Origin of the sequence: Rheinheimera oceanensis (genome assembly GCF_018831085.1) — a bacterium.
In the GTDB taxonomy this organism is placed as follows: domain Bacteria; phylum Pseudomonadota; class Gammaproteobacteria; order Enterobacterales; family Alteromonadaceae; genus Alishewanella; species Alishewanella oceanensis.
In genome coordinates this window covers 535,459-555,163 of the sequence record NZ_JAGPNM010000002.1, presented here as the reverse complement: position 1 = coordinate 555,163, position 19,705 = coordinate 535,459, and the positions used below count along the sequence as shown (strand labels likewise).

Genomic DNA, 19,705 nt, shown 5'->3' with positions numbered 1-19,705 from the left:
ATCTGGCTGCTGTTAAATCCGGCGCTATGCAATCTGCTGATCGTCGTTCATGCCGCTATACCAGGCTTTAAATAACACTTTTTCAAGCGCCTGTTGCAAGGCATCGTTAATGGGTAAATGTTGTTTACCCAGTTCATAGTCCAGCTCGTTTACCTGCTCTTTAGCCATAATCATCAGCGGCGGCGGATCAGACTCCAGCGCTATCAGTGTGTCCTGATATGGCTGTGGCCGGTCAGTTTTAATGACCTTACACACCGACAAAGAGGTTTTACCCTGTTTGTCGCGATAGCCTGAAGCGCCAAACAAGCGGCAAATACTGGGCCGCTGCTGGTATACGCTGCACTGGCCCTGTTTGCCGTCAAATGACAGCTTCTGATAAAAAAAACAGCCCTGAGGCTCTGTTAACTCTTCGAGTTGTGTCAGTGTTTGTTCTGCTTTACCTTGATCAAACAAGTGTAATGCCAGCGGCATCATTTCCAGCACCGTCGCTTCTATCGTCGGTTGCAAACAGCATTCACCACAGCCGGAACGACAATTTAAGCCACGCTGTTGTTGGTACACTGAAAATGTTTCCGCTATTTCGCCATACACAGCCTCAACACGACGCGATAATTCACGCAGCCGTTGCATAAAGACTCCGAACGAAATAACTATTAATTTGGGTTTGCCTGTTAAGGAGCAACGAAATGTTGCAGCGCCATTGTACTGAGTTGTTCAATCTGTCAGCAATAGGCGCGGAGAAATATAATTAGGGTTACCCGGATAACGTTAATAAGGGCATCGGCCTTGCTATGGCATGGCCTTGCACATAATCAATGCCCAGCAGTTGCAGGGCATCGCATACGGCCTGGGTTTCCACATATTCGGCAACAGTTCGCATACCTACGGCTTTAGCAACCTCGTGGATAGATTTTACTATGGCTTTATCGTATTGGTCGTCCAGTAAATCACGCACAAAGTGGCCGTCAATTTTAATAAAATCGGCCGGAAAGTGCTTCAGGTAGCTGTAAGATGAAAAGCCACTGCCAAAATCGTCCAACGCAAATAAACAGCCCTGCCCACGAAAAAACTGAATAAAACTTAGCGTGTTTTGTAAATTAACAATGGCCACACTTTCAGTGATTTCAAAGCAGATATGCTGATAAGGAATTTGATAGTCAGTAAATAGCTGTTGCACCTGGTCTTTAAAGCCACTGTCAATCAGCGAGCTGCCAGACACATTAATACAGCAAAGTTCCAGTTGTTGCAGATGCTGCGGGTTCTGCTGTAACCAGCGGAAGTAATGGCGGATTACCCAGAGGTCAATTTGCGGCATCAAACCAAAACGTTCGGCAGAGCTCAGGAAGCTGCCGGGCCCAATCAGGCTATTGTCTTCTCCATGCAGACGTAACAGCACTTCGTAATGCATACCATTGCCTGGCTGTTTTAATGCCTGAATGGGTTGCTGGTACAGGACAAAACGGTCTTGTGCTATGGCATCACGCAGTTGCGCAACCCATTGCATTTCTGCCTGATGGCGCTGGGTTTCCAGATCGTTACTATCAAATAGCTGAATACGGTTGCGGCCTTTGTCTTTGGCAATGCTGCAGGCGGCATCGGCCTGTTTTATAACATCATCGGCGACAATATTGCTGCCGCTGATTTCAGCGATGCCAATACTGACGCTGATGGGGTAAATGCTATCTTGCCAGATAAAACGGAATTCTTTTACAGCATCCAGCAAACGGTAGGCCAGAGCAAAGGCCTCATTAGCATTCTTACCGGTTAATAAAACACCAAACTCGTCGCTGTCGAGCCGGGCCAGCGGGCCGTTACGGCCAAGTGTACGTTTAAACACTTCGCTCAACTGTTTCAGTAAAGCATTACCTGCACTATGGCTGCAGTTGTTATTGATAAGTTTAAACTGATCGATATCAATATACAGCATGCAGCCAGCCGTAGTGCCGCCTTGCTGGCATACGGCCTGTAACTGCTGTTCAAAATAAAAACGGTTATAAAGTGCAGTAAGGCTGTCGTGGTTAGCCAGATAGGCCAACTGCTCATGGGCCAGTTTTTGTTCGGTAATATCAATAACTGAGCCATGTACGAAAGCATCGCGATTATTCACTGAACGCGCCAGCCGTGCCGACATCAAGGCCCAGAACGGGCTGTTATCGGATCTTAAACCCTGAATCTCAAAACTTTTGTTGTTGCCAAGTTCCAATTGCTGCACCAGCATTTGCCGTTCGGCCGGATCGGCATAAAAACGTGCCATACCGCTTTCACTGACAGCCCGTTTAAGTTCATCCAGGGTGTCGTAACGCAAAATACCCAGCAGGGCATTGTTAGCATTTAACAATTTACCATCCAAAGTAGTGGTAAACATACCCTCAACAGCGTTATGAAAAATATCATGGTATTGTTGTAACTGGCTAATACTTAAGCTGTTTGCATCGCTTTGACGCGGTATTTTCTGCAAACCAAAGCTGGTTAATGCCAGGCTGAATAACATTAATAATTGCAGCAGGTATAGCCAGTCAAAGCCAGTGTTCAGATAACCAGCCTGGCTTAGGGTCAGTAACAGCGCACTGCACAGCGTAAACACGCAAGCCCAGACAAAAGAGCGGGCTTGTGGCTGGCCTGCCAGCGTAAAGCGGACCGCTAATATAATATTACTGCCAAGTACCCAGCCCAAAGCCAGAAACAACAACAACAGCCGGTACTGGCCAGAGGCATACAACGGGCTGAACAACAGCAACATAGCGGCAAAGCTGCTGGCGTGGCTCAGCCTGCGCCACAAAGGTGTATATAAATGCTGTAGCGCGTGGTGAATAAATAAGTTCAGGCACAATAGCGCTGTACCGACACTGATATACAAAATAGCCTGATTGACTTCCGGGTGGCCTGGCCACAGCATGGCAAAGGCCATACCGTTAAGTACGGCAATAACCAGCGCAAAGCTGACAAAAAAGGCACTGTAGTACAGATAATTTTTTGCTTTTAGGCGGAAAAATTGTACCAGATTATAAAACGCCAGCAGCAATAATATGCCTTGTAGCAGGCCATCCAGAATGGCACTTTTTTGGGCGTAAGCAATAAAACTGTTATAACGCCACAGTAATAAGTCACTGGGTATTATGGCGGCATCCTGTACGCGGATAAAAATATCGGTTTGTTCGTGCGCGGCAAGGTTCAGGCTGACAGCATAACTGCGATAGGGTAACGCACGCTCTGTGTAGGGGTAATCATTACCCGAGCGGCTAAGCAGGCGAACGTCTTGCGTTTGTCTGTTGCGCTGGTAGATTTCAATTTTATCAGCCATCGGAAAATCATATTCCAGCACTACCTGGCGTTGCAGATGGCTGTTATTCTGCAAGCGGGCAAATAGCCATACTACCTGATGTTCGGCAAACAAAACCTGCTGCGAGGGCGCAAGTAAGCTAAATGCATGCTGTTTTTCCGGATCTGCCAGGATATCGTCCAGACCCAGTTGCTGCGGCGTAACCTGAAAATAAACCTGCTGCAGGCGCTGCTGTTCCGGCAGCGGGCTGTGCAGCATGTTAACTTCAGCATGAAATGCATGGGCAGGCAGGGTACACAGCCAGATCAATAGCAATAAGCAGTAAGTGCCTGTTCTCACTGACAGCTTTCTCCGCAGCAGGTTAAAATGTTAATGAAATGAGCTGTGAACAGTAACATATGCTGTGCTATGGTGTCAGCAAAAAACATTGTTTGGCCTGCTTTTGATGCGGATCAGCTAAAGGCTGCTTTATCTGGTTTGAGCCAGCAGCAACTTAGGTTATAACTAAATAAGAAAACAACAACTCGGAGACTTTATGAAACCACTGTTACTGATGTGCGGGCTTTTGTTGCTGGCAGGATCTGCCAATGCGGCTGACGTTGCGGCCGGTAAAGCCAAAGCCGCAGTGTGCGCAGCTTGTCATGGCGCGAATGGCATTTCTATTATTCCTGACTACCCGAATCTGGCCGGGCAAAAAGTAAAATATCTGGAAAGCTCAATTAAGGCTTATCGCGATGGCGAGCGGAAAAACCCAATCATGTCACCAATGGCGTCAGGTTTAACCGATGCTGATGTGGCGAATATCGCCGCTTATTTTGCCAGCTTACCGGCCGGCGGCTGATTCTCTGCGGCCAGATAATCGCTGATCTCATCAATAAAGTCAGCACCATAACGGGCCAGCTTTGTCTGGCCAACGCCTGATATTGCCAATAGGCTGCGATTGTCTGTTGGCAGTTGCTGGCACATCTCAATTAAGCTGGCGTCGCTGAACACCACAAAAGGCGGTACATCGTCGCGCTGGGCAATATGTTTACGCAGGGTTTTAAGCCGGGCAAATAAAGCGCGGTCGTATTGCTGTTTACTCAGGCGTTCTGGTTCGCGTTTTACACTTTGTAGCCTGGGCACGGCCAGCGACAGTTCAGTTTCGCCACGCAATACCGGGCGGGCTGCCGGCTGTAGTTTTAATACCGAATGGGCAGTAATATCCTGCTGCAGTAAGCCAAAATGGATCAGCTGACGTAAAATACTCAGCCAGTAATCATGGCTTAATTCTTTACCAATGCCCCAGGTTGACAGTTTGTCATGGCCCAGCTCCAGCACTTTTTGGCTTTGGCCCCCACGCAGTACATCTATAACATGATGCATACCAAAACTCTGGCCAACACGGTAAACACAGGACAGGGCTTTTTGCGCCAACTCAGTGCCGTTAAATTGCTGTGGTGGCTGCAGGCAAATATCGCAGTTGCCACAGCGGGTTTGCCGGGCTTCACCAAAGTAGTTCAGCAATACCAGGCGGCGGCAGGTTTGCGCTTCGGCAAAGGCGGCCATAGCTAAAAAGCGCTGCCAGGTTACTTCAGCGCGCTGGGCATTTTCTTCGGCATCCAGCCAGCGCTTCATCCGGCCTATATCGGCCGGGTCAAATAACAGCATGGCTTCAGCTGCAACACCGTCGCGCCCGGCACGGCCGGTTTCCTGATAATAAGCTTCAATGGTGCGGGGCAGTTCAAAGTGCACCACATAACGGATATTCGATTTATTTACCCCCATGCCAAAGGCGACAGTGGCAATAATCAACTGATAATCGTCGCGCTTGAAGGCGTCCTGCACCTTATTGCGCTCTTCGCTACTAAGGCCGGCATGGTAAGCGGCTGCGTTAAAACCACGCTGTTTTAGCTGTTCGGTCAGTTCATCCACTTTGCGCCTGGAGCCGCAATATACTATGCCGCTGGCACCGTCCTGCTGTTGCAGGTAACTGACCAGTTGTTCCACCGGGCGGAATTTCTCCTGTACGGTGTAACGGATATTCGGCCGGTCAAAGCTGCCCAGATACACTAAGGGGTGCTGCAGGTTCAGTTGTTGCAGAATATCCTGGCGTGTGGCGCCGTCTGCGGTGGCGGTTAAGGCCATTACCGGTACCGCCGGGAAGCGCTGTTTTAGCAGTGCCAGTGCCATATAGTCTGGCCTGAAATCGTGGCCCCACTGAGAAATACAGTGGGCTTCATCAATGGCAAACAGGCTGACCCCCAAATCCTGCAGGCGGTCAAGAAATTGTGGTTGTAACAGGCGCTCGGGTGCTACGTATAGCAGCTTGAGTTCACCCCGGCGTAGCCGGGCAAATATTTGCAGTATTTCTTCACGGCTTTGGCTGCTGTTAATAAATGCAGCGGCAATACCGTTAGTCTGAAGAGCATCAACCTGATCTTTCATCAGTGACATCAGTGGGGATACCACTAAGGTGATCTGTGGCAGCAATAATGCAGGTAATTGATAGCACAACGATTTACCACCACCGGTTGGCATCAGCACAAAGCTGTCCTGCCCCTGCAAGGCCGCCTGGATCACGTCCAGTTGGCCGTCACGGAATTCGCTGTAACCAAAGGCTTGTTTTAACAGGGGTAGCAGAACGTCTATCACTTAATACCATCGGGCAGCTGAAATAAGCCGCCATTCTAATGGCAAATGCGGTGTTCAGAAACAGTAAATTAAACTTATCTGCGCCGGAGCTTTAGCCAACTGGCTCATTTTTGTCGTTAAGTGAGCTGCTGGACGGGCTTATTTGGGCGTATAATGGCGCTTCATCTACCGGAGCCTGCCTGCATGTCGTTAAGTCGTGAACAAAAACTTGGGGGCATCTTCGCCGCCAGTGCTTACAGTTTATGGGGTGTGGCCCCGCTATATTTCAAACAGATTGATTTTATTCCGGCAACAGAAATTCTGCTGCACCGTATTGTCTGGTCTTTTGTGTTGCTGTCATTAATAGTGCTGGCGCTACGCCAGGGCGATAAAGTGCTGGCTATTTTACGCCAGCCTAAAATGCTTGGCTGGTTGCTGTTGTCGGCTTTATTGCTTGGCGGTAACTGGGGCTTGTTTATCTGGGCGGTAAACAATCATCATATGTTGGATGCCAGCCTGGGGTACTATATTAACCCGCTGCTTAACGTGCTGCTGGGTATGCTGTTTTTAGGCGAGCGGCTGCGCAAAATGCAATGGACGGCGGTAGCGCTTGCTACCAGCGGTGTGCTGATCCAACTGATCACTTTTGGCTCACTGCCGTGGATAGCACTGACACTGGCCGGCTCTTTTGCTATTTATGGTTTGATGCGTAAAAAACTGGCGGTAGATGCGATTACCGGTTTGTTTTATGAGTCTGTGTTATTGCTACCGCTGGCCCTATGGTACTGGTGGCAGTTTGCTGACAGCAGCGCGGCAAATTTATTAGCCAACAGCTGGCAGCTAAATGGCTATCTGATGGCGGCCGGCCTGGTTACCACCGTGCCGCTGTTGTGCTTTATCGCTGCTGCCCGGCGTTTGCAGTTATCCACTATGGGTTTTTTCCAGTACATAGGCCCAAGCTTTATGTTTGTATTTGGTGTTTGGGTGTATCACGAGCCTTTTGCGGCAGATCGTTTTGTTACTTTTGGCTTAATTTGGCTGGCGTTACTGTTATACACCGCTGATGCGTGGCAATTTAACCGCCAGCGCCGGCAGCAGGCAAAACTAAAATAACGTAAGCTGTATACCCAATGAATTTCAAGATGCACGTAGGCGGCAAGTGAATGAATCCCCATGAGCATAGTAATACTATGTGATTGGGGTGAGTGAGCGCAGCCAACAACCGTGCATCTTGAAAGACGAAGGGTATAAACAGCTGAAATAAGGGGTCTTTGATGGCTGGTAGCATTGATGTAATTGCCGTTGTCTGGTTTTTTTGCCTGTGGGTCGGTTATACGTTATTTGCCAAACGTCGTGCGAAAGTGGTGTCTTGCCTGTCGTTTGAGCTGCGGCGAAAACGCAATGACTGGATGCAAAAGATGTTACTACGTGATAACAAAATGGCCGATGTCGGGCTTATTTCCACACTGGAGCGTAATGTCACTTTTTTTGCTTCCAGCACTCTGCTGATACTGGCGGGTTTGCTCACGGCGATGGCGTCAGCAGAAAAACTCAGCCTGATGTTGTCTAATCTGGTGCCCTGGGCCAGCTACAGTGAAAGCTCGGTACAACTGAAGCTGTTGCTGCTGGCATTTATTTTTGTATTTGCTTTTTTTCAGTTTACCTGGTCATTACGCCAGTATGGTTTTTGTGGTGTATTAATTGGTGCTGCGCCTGATGGCCGCGATATGACTGCTGACGACCAAAAACTATATGCCAATCGCGCTGCCAAAGTTATTGATCAGGCCGGGCACTCGTTTAACTATGGTTTGCGTTCGATCTATTTTTCATTATCGGCACTGACCTGGTTTATCGATCCGATACTGTTTATGGTGGCGTCAGTGGTGGTAATGTTGGTTATGAAGCACCGTGAGTTTCATTCTAAGGTGTTAAAAGCGTTACAGGAGTGCTGAGTTAGCATGCAAAATGCCCGGGCTGCAGCTGCAACACCGGGCATTTGAACAAACTGATAGTCAGCTTAACTTGTTTAGTTCTGGCGGATTTCAAAAGCGCGCACGACACGCGCTACGCCATCAACATGGCGGGCAATATCCACCGCTTTAGCTGCTTCCTGTTCGGTAACCAAACCCATTAAAAACACTTCGGCGTTTTCTGTTACCACTTTGATATTCAGGCCGCTTACCTGCTCATCTGCCAGCAACTGTGTTTTTACTTTGGTAGAAATCCAGCTGTCGCGGGTGCGGGTAGTCATGGCGGTGTTGTTACCCAGGCGGATCTGATTTTGTACATCGCGCACGCCATCAATTTTACCAACCAGCGCCTGTGCTTGCTGGCGGATGGCTTCACTGCGGGTTTGGCCGGTAAGCAGTAATACACCGTTATAACTGGTTACGTTAATATTGCTGCCTTCAGCTGTGGTGGCGTCATCAGATAGTGCACGCTTAGCTTTTAGCACTACGTTTTTGTCATCAATTTGCGCACCCAGGGTACGTCTGTCGTTGGCTGATGTAACTGCTGATGCACCACCGGCTACCACGGCAGCGGCACAGCCCTGTAATAACGCCAATAAGGTGCAGGCACAGACTAACTTTAGCGTATTCATAAATCTCCTTGTTGTGGGAACAACGTCATATCTATCAGTTCGCACAGACTGTGCAGTAAAAAGGTATAGCATTCAAAAATGCGCGCTGGCCGGTGTACCGGTACTTTCAGTTCTACGTCCTGTTGGTTCAGTAGACCTGACAGCTCGCCACTGGTATCTACCGTCAGGGCTATTACTTTCATGTCGTTAGTTAATGCTGCTTCGACGGCTTTTATCAAACTTGGTTCGGCACCGGTAAGCGAAATAACCAGCAGTACATCATTACTTTGCCCCAGAGCCTTAATTTGCCGCGCCAGATAATCCTGCTGGTGGCAATGTTGCAGGCTATGATTGTGTGGTTGTAACGCCAGCGCGGGTAGCGTGGGGCGTTCGGTTTCAAACTGGTCCAGCAATAACTGGGCAAAGTGGTTTGCCAGCGCACTGGTGGCGCCGTCGCCACAACAAATAACTTTGCCGCCGCTAATCAGGTTATTAACAATAACACAGGCGGCATTTTCCAGCGGGCCGGCCAGGCTTTCGCCGGTGGCTATCATGGTTTGAATATTTTCGCTGAACAGCTGGCGAATATGCTCTTGCATCAGGGTATCCTGCTTGTTGTACTACTGCGTAATCGCATTTTTTATCCATTGATACTGATATGGCGGCTGGCCTTCAATAGCCAGCACATCAAGCCTGCATGCGGTATCGCTTAATTTGTGTTGTTGCAAATACCAGCGGCTGGCGCGCAGCAGTTTTTGCTGTTTGGCTACAGTAACCGCTGCAATGGCACCACCAAAAGCACTGCTGGCGCGGTATTTTACTTCAACAAATACCAGCGTGCTGCTGTCGCGCATTACTAAATCTATTTCACCGGCTTTGCACTGATAATTTTGTTGTACCAGCTGTAACCCCTGGCGTTGCAGATATGCCAGAGCAAGTTGTTCATACAGCTGGCCCAGTTTATTCATAAGCTAATCAGGGCTCCTGCACCGGCGTTAACCGGCTGTTACGATAACTGGCCCAGCTTAACTGGCGTACTATGCTGCCATCAGCATTAAGCCGCAATTGTCCGGTAAGGCCGGGAAACACAGCAGATGGTAATTGTTGTTGCTGGCGCAGGCTGCCCACCAGTTTATAGGCATCATATCCCATGGCAAATAAACGTTGCAGCGTTTCATCCTGCTCTTTAAACAGTTGCTGGTATTGTTGGCGCAGTTCAACTGAGCTTTGCTCGCCCAGCATCCAGGGCATTTCGGTAAAGGTCAGGCCGTTTAAATCACGTAAATCTGTACTGCTAAGGCTGGTGCTGTGGCTGCGCGAGCTGGCATAAATAGGCAGCCTTGGTGCTGTCGGGCTGACAGACACATCAACAAAGGGTTTAAACAGCTGGGTTTGCACCGGATCAGCAATCAGGTAAATGGCGTCGATATCTAACCGGCTGTGCGGTTCGGTTTCCAGTTTTTGCGGTACCAGGCTATTAATTTGTTTTAAGCGCTCGCGGCTGCGATCCGTTTCCAGTAAACGGGCGATCAATGCTTCCAGATCTTCTTTACTATTAAACTGGTAGCTTTCTGCCGGTTGGTGGCCCAGTTGCTGCCACTGGCGGCTAAAGTGCTGCTGCATCCGCACTGCGATGTTGTTAGCGGCACTGATCACCACCGGGCGGCGGTAGTTTTTTTGCTGAAACAGCTCAGCTACCTGGGAGGCCTCATCTTCCATACTAAGCGCAAAGTAAAATTTATCTTTGGTGTTAGTTTTAGTTGAGTCGTGCGTATTTAAAAACAGCGTCGGCCAGGGCCAGTCTGCTTCATTACTGATAGCGTCAACCTGTTCTTTTAGCAAAGGCCCGATAACAAACTCTGCCTGCAGGGCACTGATTTTCTCATGCAGTGCATTGGCTGATTGCTGGCTGTCGATAAACACTAATTCAGCATTATGGGCACTGGCAGCGGCCAGAATGCCGTACTGAATAGCCTGAGCATGCTGGCGGAACTGCCCTTGCAGCGGTAACAACACGGCAATTTTGGCCGGCTGAAACGGTTGTAAGCTAAACAGCTGCTGTACGGCTTCGGGAAGCTGCTGTAACTGTGGCATGCTGCTGTAGCGCCGCTGCCAGTCAGTAAAAGCCTGCTGCAATGCCTGCGGGTTACCAATATGGCGCCGGCTTAGCTGTGCCAGATTAATCCAGGCCAGTGTATTTTGCCGGGCATTTACCCTCAGGCTTTCCAACTGGCTATCGCTAAGCGCGCTCAAATTACGCCAGAGTAAATCATTATACTGTGGGTAAAGGGTGCTGATATCGCTGTATTGTTCCAGTTGCAGCAAGCTGCGGCTGGCAGCCAGGTAGCGGCGTTGTTCACTGTGGTAGCTTGCGCTTAGCCAGAGAAACTCTGCCTGATCGGCGCGGGCAACATCTTTTATGTCGGTTTTTTCCAGCAGGTTGCTCAGGTTGGCGTGTTGGCCGGTTGCAATATAAGCCTGTAACAGTGGCAGCAGGTTTTGCTGACGGATCTGTGCAAACGGGCTTTGTTTCAGATTTTCACAAATGGCCAGTGCCAGCAGATAATCCTGCTCAATCAGAGCCTGACGCGCTGCTTTAAGCAAATGATAATGTTGCGGCTCGGCTTGATAATTTGCCGCTAGCTGGTATAGCTGGCGGGCAGCAACACTGGTTTTCACCTCGCCTTCGGCAGCAGCTTCACTGCGCAAAGGGGTGTCTGTCTGGCGTTGTTGCGGGCCTTGCGCGCAACTGCTTAACACGCCTGCGGCGCAGAGAAATAACAAAGGCTTTAATTTGCTGGAAGTCACAATGCACAGTACCATAGCGAAACAATGGTCTTATCTTACTGAGACTGCCGGTTAAGCTCAATTAAATAGCGTACATTAATCATCAAATGGCAAAAGATAACGGTTTTTTATATGTAGTGGCGACACCAATAGGCAATCTGGACGATATCAGCCAGCGCGCTATTGACACCTTAAAGCAGGCCGATTGGATAGCTGCTGAAGACACGCGCCATACCGGGCGCTTGTTATCGCATCTTGGTATCAGTGCCAAAACCATAGCACTGCATGATCATAACGAAAAACAACGCGCTGCCAGTATTATCCAGAAATGCCTGGCCGGAGAGCATGTGGCGTTGGTGTCTGACGCCGGTACGCCGCTGATAAGCGATCCAGGCTACAGTTTAGTGCGCCAGTGCCGCGAGGCTGGTGTACGGGTGATCCCCATTCCTGGTCCCTGTGCATTAATTACCGCCTTGTGCGCCGCGGGTTTACCGACCGACAAATTTCATTTTATCGGCTTTTTACTGCCCAAAAGCCAGCAGCGGCAAAACCAGCTGGCAGATATCCCGGCCGGTGTCGGCACTATTATTTGTTACGACACTGCGCGGCGGATTAAAGACACGCTACAAGATGTGGTGCAGGTGTTTGGCGCTGAGCGCGAACTGGTGCTGGCCAAAGAGCTGACCAAAACTTTTGAGCATCTGGAATATGGTACAGCAGCGCAAATTACTGCCTGGTTGGACGCCGACCCGCAGCGCTGCCAGGGCGAAATGGTATTAATGATAGCCCCCACACCCAAAGCGGAAAGCGAAGTAAGCACTGCTGAACTTAATACCCTTAAACTGTTGCTAACCGAGTTACCACTGAAAAAGGCTGCGGCATTAACGGCACAAATTCATGCTGGCAAGAAAAACGCTTTATATAAAGTGGCACTGCAATTGTCTGGTGAAACCGAATAAAACCGGTATAATCGCCGCCGTGAGTTGGCCAAGACAATCGCTGCCTGCGCAAGCAGGGGGAGGAAAGTCCGGGCTCCACAGGGCAGGGTGCCAGGTAACGCCTGGGGGGCGTGAGCCTACGACCAGTGCAACAGAGAGCAAACCGCCGATGGCCCGCGTAAGCGGGATCAGGTAAGGGTGAAAGGGTGCGGTAAGAGCGCACCGCGCGACTGGTAACAGTTCGTGGCACGGTAAACTCCACCCGGAGCAAGATCAAATAGGCCCCCTTTGGCGCGGCCCGCGTTGGGGGCGGGTAGATTGCTTGAGGCTTAAGGTGACTTAAGTCCTAGAGGAATGATTGTCACTCTGGCAACAGAGCACAGAACCCGGCTTAACGGCTGGCTCACACCAAACACTAAAAAACCGCAGCGGTAACAGGCTGCGGTTTTTTGTTTCTATAGTGTACCGGCAGAAAAAAGCCCGCATAAAGCGGGCTGAAAAATCACCAGGAACAGGTGGTTTAGAAATCGAAACCGACAGATAACTGCAGGCGACGAGGGTTATAGAACTTAGTCGGTTCGCCGTATGTGGTTGACGTTACCAGGGGGTCTATCCGATAACCTGTCTGGCGATCAAACACGTTAAATAGATCCGCGCGGAACTTCAGCACATACTTATCAGCGAACGTAAAGTTCTGATTGTAGCTTAAATCTAACTGCCAGTGGCTAGCACTGCGACGGCTGCCGGCTGGTTCAGAATAACGGATGGTGCCAGCACTGTAGCCGTAGTAACCTCCATCCCAGTTTTCCCATGGTTGGCCAGACTGGTATACAAAATAAGCACCAATATTAGCTTCCCAATCTGTAGTGTAATAACCAAAAGCTTTTAACAGGTGTGGTTTATCACCGGCCAAGGTACCGTATTTGTTATCCCAGGAATAACGGCCTGGCCCGTCACCATAGTTAGATGAGCCGATAAAGATATTTTGATCCGGATTTGTGGTGGTGTTGTCCTGATCAAAGTTACCGTAATAGTGACTCCAGACATATGAAACATTGAAGTAGGTACGGTCACCAAAGTATTCAGCCTCCAGGCTAACTTCCCAGTACTTTGTTTGACCATCGTCTATCTCAGCAATCACATAGGTACCGCCCGATGGACTGCCAATACCGTCATAGCGCTCTGCTAAATCAGGTATATACAAGCCTTTCTCCGCGATATGTGCAGGCACACCAGGTGCCTGGCTGCTTTCCGGATAAGCGGCAATACGGCCATTGTTAGGCATATCTTCCCAGAAATGCGAGCCATAACGGTAACGGGTATGGCCGCGTAACTGCAGGCGGTCTGTAATCGCCTTAGTGGTACCCAGTGTAATTTCATCAATACGGTGTGGCTTCATATTATCGGCAAATAGCTTACCGGATGAACCACTGGCGGCGCCTGAATCCAGGTAATTACCGTTTTCATCAAAGTAAACTTTTAATGATTGTTGAGTATTACGATCCCATGATGCCGCACGGGCTAGAGAACTAGCTTCAGGGTTATAGCTGGCGTAGTTGGCAAACACAGAGTTCTTACCATCATACTTCCAGTCGATACCCAACCTTGGCTGAATCATATCTTTCCAGTCAACAGAGTACATTTTGTACTTCTCGCCCATAGCAATTTCCCAGCCAGAACCATTTGCTGCATTAGCACGTAAACCTTGGCCGTACAGGGTATCTTTACTAATAAGTACACCGATATTGTAGGTAAAATCGCCATGCTCAATGGTATCGTTAATTTCCAGATTCCATGATTTTGAGAAAGAGTGGATTGCAGACACAGACTGACCAGCTTCATTAATAAAGCTCATTTGTTCAGTGGTGGCAATATAATAAACTGAAGTAGGATCAAGGTCTGCTACCGCACTTTCCAAGGCAGTGTTTCGGCCACCATGGTAGCTAATAGAACCCCAGCCGTTGGAAAAGCGGCTTAATTCCTCTTCTGCTTCGGAATACTTCAAACCGATATGAATTGAATGAACTAACACATCACCAATAATTTCATGGTCTAACGCCAACTCAAAGCTGTCACGAAAGAAGTTTTGATTATTGTATTGAAAATACGCACCAACACCACCACCACCTGTCATTACGCCATTTTCAGTATAGCCGTAGCGGTTAATCAGCTCTTGTGCACCAACATTAAAACGGGCAGCATCTGTCTCAGTATCTGCCAGCAGATCCGGTACGTTGAAGTAACCCATTTGTTCCAAGTTGGTAATATCAAGTGAGCCGCCCAACTCAGGCACTACGCTTAATTCTACGTCGGGCTTGCCACCGGTTTTATAGTCAAATTTATTAATGTTAAAACTTAGCGTGGTGTAATCACCCAGAATGTATGAGCCATCAAAGGTAAAAATCTTCTGTGTAGCCTGTGAGCCTGCAGAAACTGAGTCAGCTTCAAACTGGCCAATACTACTACCTGTTTCAATACGATCAGAATCGCGGTAGCTAAGATTCAGCAGTAAATCATCGGTTGGTGCCCAGGTTAACTTACCAAAGTACTCATCGCGATCGCTTTTATAGGCTTTGGTTGGACCGTACGCAGTAACCTTATTTGAACCTTTTTCTTCCGGGCCATAGTAAGAGCCATAGAAGAACAGCTGATCCTGAATAAGCGGGCCGCTTACGGCTGCAGTCATCCAGGTTTTGTCAACATCTTGCTCAACGCCATCTTTAGGTGAGGCACTGAAGTTTTTGTTTTCTATTTTGTACTCAACAGACCCTTTAAACTCGTTGGTACCGGACTTTGATTTGGTGTTAATGGCAAATCCACCGGAGCGATTAAAGCCTACTGCTTTGGCTCCGCCGCGCTCCATCGATACCATTTCAATATCATGTGTTGAAGGCTCAGAAGCCAGGTTACCAAATAGTGGCATAGACACGTCTACACCATCGAAGCCATACTTGTTATGGGCACCAGAACCACCAGCTGACGGACCTAAAGTGCCGTTTTCGGTGTACTGCACACCGGGAATAATTTTCAGCATATCCCGGAAAGTTTGACCAACTGGCAAAGCTTCAACAACATCTGAACCCAGTGAGTTACTCAGGGAGGAATTACCCTGCTGAGCAAAAAAAGGTGAACCCACAATCTGAATAGTTTCAATATCAGACACTTTAGGTTGCAGATCCACGTTCACATTAGATGTCTGGTCCAGCAGTACATCAACCTCCATGGTTCTGACAGAGCCATCGGCTGCGGTAATGGTGAGCGTGTAGCGGCCGGGGATCAGCAGCGGTAAGTTAAAACTGCCATCTTCACGGGTTTGTACCGTACGCGGGCGTGGCAGTACCGGGCTGGATGCTACAACGGTAACGCCTTCAACTGAGATGCCTGTTTGCTCGGTCGTTACTTTACCTCTGATACCACCTGCTTGCTGAGCTAAGGCCGGAGCACAAGCTAACATGCCAGCAAGTACAAACGCCGATACGGTTTTCGGTGAGCTAAAAGCGCGCTGTGTTGCGCAGGCTAGACGGCTTTTAGCCAGGGTATGCTGTGTTGACTTCATCACTTTCTCTCCTGGATTTACAGTTGTGTCTTATTTTTTATCGCTATCCGGTTGTCGGGTTCTGATTGCCCGTTTCTGATGTTTGTTGGCAGATGTTTATTTTCTGCTCAAAATTAACATAGCAATATTTTATTTCTTTTGAAAATAATTTATGCTGATTTTTCAAAATAATTGGAATATTTCATTCTTTGGCAGTATGGTTATGCCAAGAGGTGAGTGAAAAAAGCTTGAAAAACAACGTATTTTCAGGAGTCTGAATGAGAAAGCTGTTATTACTGCTGTGTTGCTGGTGCAGTGCTACTGTTGCAGCCGTTGCTGAGGAACAGTTTAGTACCGATGTACCCTTGCTGCGGCAGGAACAGCTGAACAGCACATTTTGGCAGACGAAACTCACCGGTGCCGACAAACTGCTGTTAAGTACTGAGCAGATAGCCGGGCGTAACCAGCAAACGTTTAACCAGCAGAGTGAAATGCGGCTATTGCAAAACCTGCCTGCGCACTACAGCAAAGCTGAGCTGACGGCTATATTACAGGCTGTCAGCAGTGTACCTGAAACACCACGTTTTTATGCAGATGGCAGAGAGGTAACACCAAAGCAGTGGCAAGGCTACACGGCATTGCTGGCACAAAAACAGATCAAGCCGAAAACGGCAATACAGTTTGGCTTGGTAGTGAAACGCACCGCACTGCGAGCCTTCCCTACCGATGACCGGGTTTTTAATGCGCAGTTAAATACCGACCTTGATCGCTTTGCCGAAACCGCACTGTTTGTGGCTGATGCCGTAGCAGTATTACACCAGAGCCAGGATAAACAGTGGCTGCTGGTGCACAGTTTCAATTATACCGGCTGGGTAAGGGCGGCTGATATTGCTGTTGGCAGCAAAGAGCAGGTGTTTGCCTATACCGCTAAGGCGCCTTTTATTGTTACTACCGGTGCTAAGGTTCGTACTGCTTATAACCCTGAAATTTCTGCTATTTCTGAATTACAGCTGGATATGGGCATTCGTTTGCCGCAACTTAGCGCAGCAGATACCGGTTTTAAAGTGCATGGTCAGAACCCGGCAGCCAGCTATATAGTGCAGTTACCGCTACGCCGTGCAGATGGCAGCCTGGCTTTTACGGCTGCGCTTATTCCGCGATCAGAGGATTTGCATCAGGGGTATCTGCCGTTTACTGCCAGTAATGTTGTGGCACAGGCGTTTAAGTTTTTAGGTGAGCGCTATGGCTGGGGCCATGATTACAATGGCCGCGACTGCACCGGCTTTATTTCAGAAATTTTTCGCAGCTTCGGCTTTTTAATGCCGCGTAATTCCGGCCAGCAGGGCAACGGAACTTATGGCAGCAATATCCGCTTTGACAGCCAAAGCAGTAAGGATGACAAGCTAACGGCCATACAACAGGCACAGGTTGGCGATTTGCTGTATTTTCCCGGCCATGTATCACTGTATCTGGGCATGGTGGATGAACAGCCGTTTATGATCCACGATGTAAATACTCTGGTGTATCCAACTACCGATAGCGGGTTGTATGTCGGTACCCTGAACGGTGTAGTGGTTACGCCATTACTGCCATTAAATGCGAATCCGGAGCAATCTTATCTGGATGCGCTCTATGCTATTAAATCACTGCGTTAACAGAGGCAACTATGAAAATAACTGATATCAGACTGGGTATGTTACGTGTGCCTCTGAAAACCCCGTTTAAAACTGCGCTGCGCACCGTAAATACCATCGAAGATGTGGTGGTAATGGTAGAAACCGATACCGGTCACATTGGGTATGGCTCAGCGCCTGCCACAGCAGTGATCACCGGTGATATTCATGGTTCTATTATTGAAGCTATCCGCACAGTGATTAAACCGAAAATTGTTGGGCAGGAAGTAGCTGATTTAAATCATATTATCCGCCTTGTGCAAAACTGCATTATGAAAAACTACAGTGCTAAGGCGGCGGTAGAAATGGCAGTTTATGATTTGTTCGCACAGCTGTACAAAGCACCGCTATATAAAATACTTGGCGGCGGCGTACCTAAAATAACTACGGATATTACCATCAGCGTAGATTACATCGACAAAATGGTGGCTGATTCGTTAAGCGCGATTGACCGTGGTTTTGAAACTTTAAAGGTTAAAGTAGGCAAAGATATTGGTGTTGACATTGAGCGGGTTAAAGCGATTTATGCCGCAGTTGAAGGCAAAGCGTTAATCCGGCTGGATGCAAACCAGGGCTGGACAGCAAAAGAAGCGGTATATGCACTACGTAAACTTGAGGACGCCGGTGTCCGGCTGGAACTGGTAGAGCAACCTGTTAAAGCCTATGACTTGGAAGGCTTAAAGTACATTACCGAGCGTGTGCATACGCCGGTAATGGCTGATGAAAGCAGCTTTGGCCCGCGTGAGGTCATTGACCTTATTAAAATGCGTGCTGCCGACATTATTAATATTAAGCTGATGAAAACCGGCGGCATTGCCAATGCCATTAAAATTGCTGATATCTGCTCATTTTACGATATGCAGTGCATGATAGGCTGTATGCTTGAAGGCAGTGTCAGCGTTGCGGCTGCCGTGCATGTGGCGGTGGCAAAATCTGATGTTATTACCAAAATTGACCTGGACGGACCGTCGCTGTGCCTGTTTGATCCGGTAAAAAGCAGTGTGAAGTTTAATGATGCCGATATTACCATTGAAGATGCACCGGGGCTTGGCATTACTGCTATAGAAGGCCTGGAAATGCTGTCTTAAGCCTGTTACAGCTTTTCCAGCAAATCTGCCAGCTTGCTGTTTTCTTCCAACTGATAATCATTATTCAGCCGCTGGCACAGCAGTAAATACACAATATGGCACAGGTGCTGCTGTGCCAGTTGCACCAATATCGGGTTAAGCCGCACATTTTCATCGCCATGTAACACAAACAGTGCCAGATCAGCCGCCAGGCTAAGCGCATTGGTTTTATAACTGGTAAGGCTGACAATACGGATTTGCCGCTGACGGGCAAATTTGGCCAGTTTCAACAAATCGTTATTCTGGCCAGATTCTGACACCAGCAACAACACACTGTTAGTGCTAAGCATACTGGTTAGCTGCAATGTAACGGCCGGATCGCTGTTGGTCAGAGCCAGCTTACCCAGTTGCAACAAACGGTATTGCATATCATGGGCTACAATGCCGGACTGGCCAAAACCCGCTATCAGAATTTTATCCGCCTGCGACAGCAAATCGGCCACATCAAGCAGCGTTTTCTCAGTGTTAATCTCCAGCAAGGCACGAAAATGATGTTGCAGGCTAAACTGCAGCTGCTCTACCAGTGTCAGTAATGTATTGGGCTGAGGCTGATGTTCATGGGTATCACGTTGCAGGGTCGATGCCGTAATAACCGCTTCACTTACCGCCAGTTTTAAATCGGGGTAGCCTTTATAGCCCAGCTTCTGGCAAAACTTTACCACACTCGACTGGCTGATCCCCACGGCGTCGGCCAGTTGTTGCGAAGAGTAATCGCGCAGCAAATGTGCGTTGTCTAGAATAAAATCTGCCAGCTTACGCTCAATCACTGACATTTGCTCCAGCATGCCGCGAATTTTCAGTAAACACACCATAATACGATCTTCCTTTTTGCCGGCTGCTACAGTGAGCGGGAATTTGTTATTAATACTTAGCTTCAGTATTGAATAATTTATTCTGACTTGGCAAGTCACTGTTGCAAAAAGCACTAATACAATATCAGCCTGGCTATGTTTGTGCTGGCTTGATCTCACTGCCTGATCGACGCTCCACTTTTTTCCACCAAAATCATCACCTTTGCTACAGCACTTGTTTTTACTGTGGTTGCAATCGATCAATACACGCTGTTTTTACCTTGACAAGGGGGAAAGGGGCACCCTAAACTGTATCATTGTGGGGATTTGTGGGTAATAGTGGATCAAATTGGGTTACCCGTAAGCCAAAGCTGTTAAAT

Annotated in this window: 15 protein-coding genes and 1 other RNA gene; 7 read left to right on the top strand and 9 right to left on the bottom strand. The window is 48.5% G+C overall.

Going from position 1 to position 19,705, the window contains the following annotated elements; translation table 11 throughout:
- Nucleotides 1-24 precede the first annotated feature (24 nt).
- Nucleotides 25-630 carry a YkgJ family cysteine cluster protein gene (locus J3B89_RS07185; RefSeq protein WP_215396832.1) on the bottom strand — a complete coding sequence of 202 codons (606 nt, stop codon included), beginning with the start codon at nucleotides 628-630 and terminating at the stop codon, nucleotides 25-27.
- A gap of 124 nt (nucleotides 631-754) precedes the next feature.
- Nucleotides 755-3,619 (bottom strand): EAL domain-containing protein, encoded by a 2,865-nt coding sequence (locus J3B89_RS07180; RefSeq protein ID WP_215396831.1) that lies wholly within the window; start codon nucleotides 3,617-3,619, stop codon nucleotides 755-757.
- A 196-nt stretch (nucleotides 3,620-3,815) separates the two neighbouring features.
- Here J3B89_RS07180 and J3B89_RS07175 point away from each other — a divergent pair, with 196 nt between their 5' ends.
- Nucleotides 3,816-4,121 (top strand): c-type cytochrome, encoded by a 306-nt coding sequence (locus J3B89_RS07175; RefSeq protein WP_215396830.1) that lies wholly within the window; start codon nucleotides 3,816-3,818, stop codon nucleotides 4,119-4,121.
- On the opposite strand, the gene recQ is transcribed toward J3B89_RS07175, so the two are convergent.
- Nucleotides 4,091-5,914, bottom strand: a complete 1,824-nt coding sequence (recQ, locus tag J3B89_RS07170; RefSeq protein WP_215396829.1) for a DNA helicase RecQ — start codon at nucleotides 5,912-5,914, stop codon at nucleotides 4,091-4,093. The genes J3B89_RS07175 and recQ overlap by 31 nt on opposite strands.
- 183 nt (nucleotides 5,915-6,097) lie before the next feature.
- On the opposite strand from recQ, the gene rarD reads away from it, so the two are divergent.
- Both rarD and J3B89_RS07160 read left to right on the top strand, forming a co-directional pair.
- Nucleotides 6,098-7,006: an EamA family transporter RarD gene (gene rarD, locus J3B89_RS07165; RefSeq protein ID WP_215396828.1), complete on the top strand. Its 909-nt coding sequence runs from the start codon at nucleotides 6,098-6,100 to the stop codon at nucleotides 7,004-7,006.
- 161 nt (nucleotides 7,007-7,167) lie between these two features.
- A complete protein-coding gene (locus J3B89_RS07160) occupies nucleotides 7,168-7,845 on the top strand; it encodes a DUF599 domain-containing protein (protein WP_215396827.1) in 678 nt (225 codons plus the stop codon).
- A 74-nt stretch (nucleotides 7,846-7,919) separates the two neighbouring features.
- On the opposite strand, the gene dolP is transcribed toward J3B89_RS07160, so the two are convergent.
- Genes dolP through J3B89_RS07140 form a run of 4 tightly spaced genes read right to left on the bottom strand, consistent with a single transcriptional unit; the run spans nucleotide 7,920 to nucleotide 11,282 of the window.
- The gene (gene dolP / locus J3B89_RS07155) at nucleotides 7,920-8,495 is read right to left on the bottom strand and encodes a division/outer membrane stress-associated lipid-binding lipoprotein (RefSeq protein WP_215396826.1); all 576 of its coding nucleotides are present in this window, start codon (nucleotides 8,493-8,495) and stop codon (nucleotides 7,920-7,922) included.
- Nucleotides 8,492-9,073, bottom strand: coding sequence for an SIS domain-containing protein (locus tag J3B89_RS07150; protein ID WP_215396825.1), 582 nt, complete (start codon nucleotides 9,071-9,073; stop codon nucleotides 8,492-8,494). Before J3B89_RS07150 ends, dolP begins: the two co-directional genes overlap by 4 nt.
- Nucleotides 9,074-9,094: 21 nt before the next feature.
- Nucleotides 9,095-9,442, bottom strand: a complete 348-nt coding sequence (locus J3B89_RS07145) for a YraN family protein (RefSeq protein WP_215396824.1) — start codon at nucleotides 9,440-9,442, stop codon at nucleotides 9,095-9,097.
- Nucleotides 9,443-9,449: 7 nt separating this feature from the next.
- Nucleotides 9,450-11,282 carry a penicillin-binding protein activator gene (locus J3B89_RS07140; protein ID WP_349814199.1) on the bottom strand — a complete coding sequence of 611 codons (1,833 nt, stop codon included), beginning with the start codon at nucleotides 11,280-11,282 and terminating at the stop codon, nucleotides 9,450-9,452.
- Between the two features lie 86 nt (nucleotides 11,283-11,368).
- Here J3B89_RS07140 and rsmI point away from each other — a divergent pair, with 86 nt between their 5' ends.
- Nucleotides 11,369-12,220 carry a 16S rRNA (cytidine(1402)-2'-O)-methyltransferase gene (gene rsmI, locus J3B89_RS07135; protein WP_215396822.1) on the top strand — a complete coding sequence of 284 codons (852 nt, stop codon included), beginning with the start codon at nucleotides 11,369-11,371 and terminating at the stop codon, nucleotides 12,218-12,220.
- 20 nt (nucleotides 12,221-12,240) lie between these two features.
- Nucleotides 12,241-12,609, top strand: an RNA gene (gene rnpB / locus J3B89_RS07130) — RNase P RNA component class A.
- A gap of 110 nt (nucleotides 12,610-12,719) precedes the next feature.
- Here rnpB and J3B89_RS07125 read toward each other — a convergent pair.
- Nucleotides 12,720-15,755: a TonB-dependent receptor gene (locus J3B89_RS07125; RefSeq protein WP_215396821.1), complete on the bottom strand. Its 3,036-nt coding sequence runs from the start codon at nucleotides 15,753-15,755 to the stop codon at nucleotides 12,720-12,722.
- Between the two features lie 257 nt (nucleotides 15,756-16,012).
- Here J3B89_RS07125 and J3B89_RS07120 point away from each other — a divergent pair, with 257 nt between their 5' ends.
- Nucleotides 16,013-17,389: an NlpC/P60 family protein gene (locus J3B89_RS07120; protein ID WP_215396820.1), complete on the top strand. Its 1,377-nt coding sequence runs from the start codon at nucleotides 16,013-16,015 to the stop codon at nucleotides 17,387-17,389.
- Between the two features lie 11 nt (nucleotides 17,390-17,400).
- Nucleotides 17,401-18,495 carry a dipeptide epimerase gene (locus J3B89_RS07115; protein ID WP_215396819.1) on the top strand — a complete coding sequence of 365 codons (1,095 nt, stop codon included), beginning with the start codon at nucleotides 17,401-17,403 and terminating at the stop codon, nucleotides 18,493-18,495.
- Nucleotides 18,496-18,500: 5 nt separating this feature from the next.
- Here the strand turns inward: J3B89_RS07115 and J3B89_RS07110 are convergent, their stop codons facing one another.
- The gene (locus J3B89_RS07110; RefSeq protein WP_215396818.1) at nucleotides 18,501-19,346 is read right to left on the bottom strand and encodes a MurR/RpiR family transcriptional regulator; all 846 of its coding nucleotides are present in this window, start codon (nucleotides 19,344-19,346) and stop codon (nucleotides 18,501-18,503) included.
- Nucleotides 19,347-19,705 lie beyond the last annotated feature (359 nt).

Coding starts and splice junctions, on each gene's coding strand:
- J3B89_RS07185 (WP_215396832.1), bottom strand. CDS start 630: ATGCAACGGCTGCGTGAATTATCGCGTCGTGTTGAGGCTGTGTATGGC.
- J3B89_RS07175 (WP_215396830.1), top strand. CDS start 3,816: ATGAAACCACTGTTACTGATGTGCGGGCTTTTGTTGCTGGCAGGATCT.
- rarD (WP_215396828.1), top strand. CDS start 6,098: ATGTCGTTAAGTCGTGAACAAAAACTTGGGGGCATCTTCGCCGCCAGT.
- J3B89_RS07160 (WP_215396827.1), top strand. CDS start 7,168: ATGGCTGGTAGCATTGATGTAATTGCCGTTGTCTGGTTTTTTTGCCTG.
- dolP (WP_215396826.1), bottom strand. CDS start 8,495: ATGAATACGCTAAAGTTAGTCTGTGCCTGCACCTTATTGGCGTTATTA.
- J3B89_RS07150 (WP_215396825.1), bottom strand. CDS start 9,073: ATGCAAGAGCATATTCGCCAGCTGTTCAGCGAAAATATTCAAACCATG.
- J3B89_RS07145 (WP_215396824.1), bottom strand. CDS start 9,442: ATGAATAAACTGGGCCAGCTGTATGAACAACTTGCTCTGGCATATCTG.
- rsmI (WP_215396822.1), top strand. CDS start 11,369: ATGGCAAAAGATAACGGTTTTTTATATGTAGTGGCGACACCAATAGGC.
- J3B89_RS07125 (WP_215396821.1), bottom strand. CDS start 15,755: ATGAAGTCAACACAGCATACCCTGGCTAAAAGCCGTCTAGCCTGCGCA.
- J3B89_RS07120 (WP_215396820.1), top strand. CDS start 16,013: ATGAGAAAGCTGTTATTACTGCTGTGTTGCTGGTGCAGTGCTACTGTT.
- J3B89_RS07115 (WP_215396819.1), top strand. CDS start 17,401: ATGAAAATAACTGATATCAGACTGGGTATGTTACGTGTGCCTCTGAAA.
- J3B89_RS07110 (WP_215396818.1), bottom strand. CDS start 19,346: ATGGTGTGTTTACTGAAAATTCGCGGCATGCTGGAGCAAATGTCAGTG.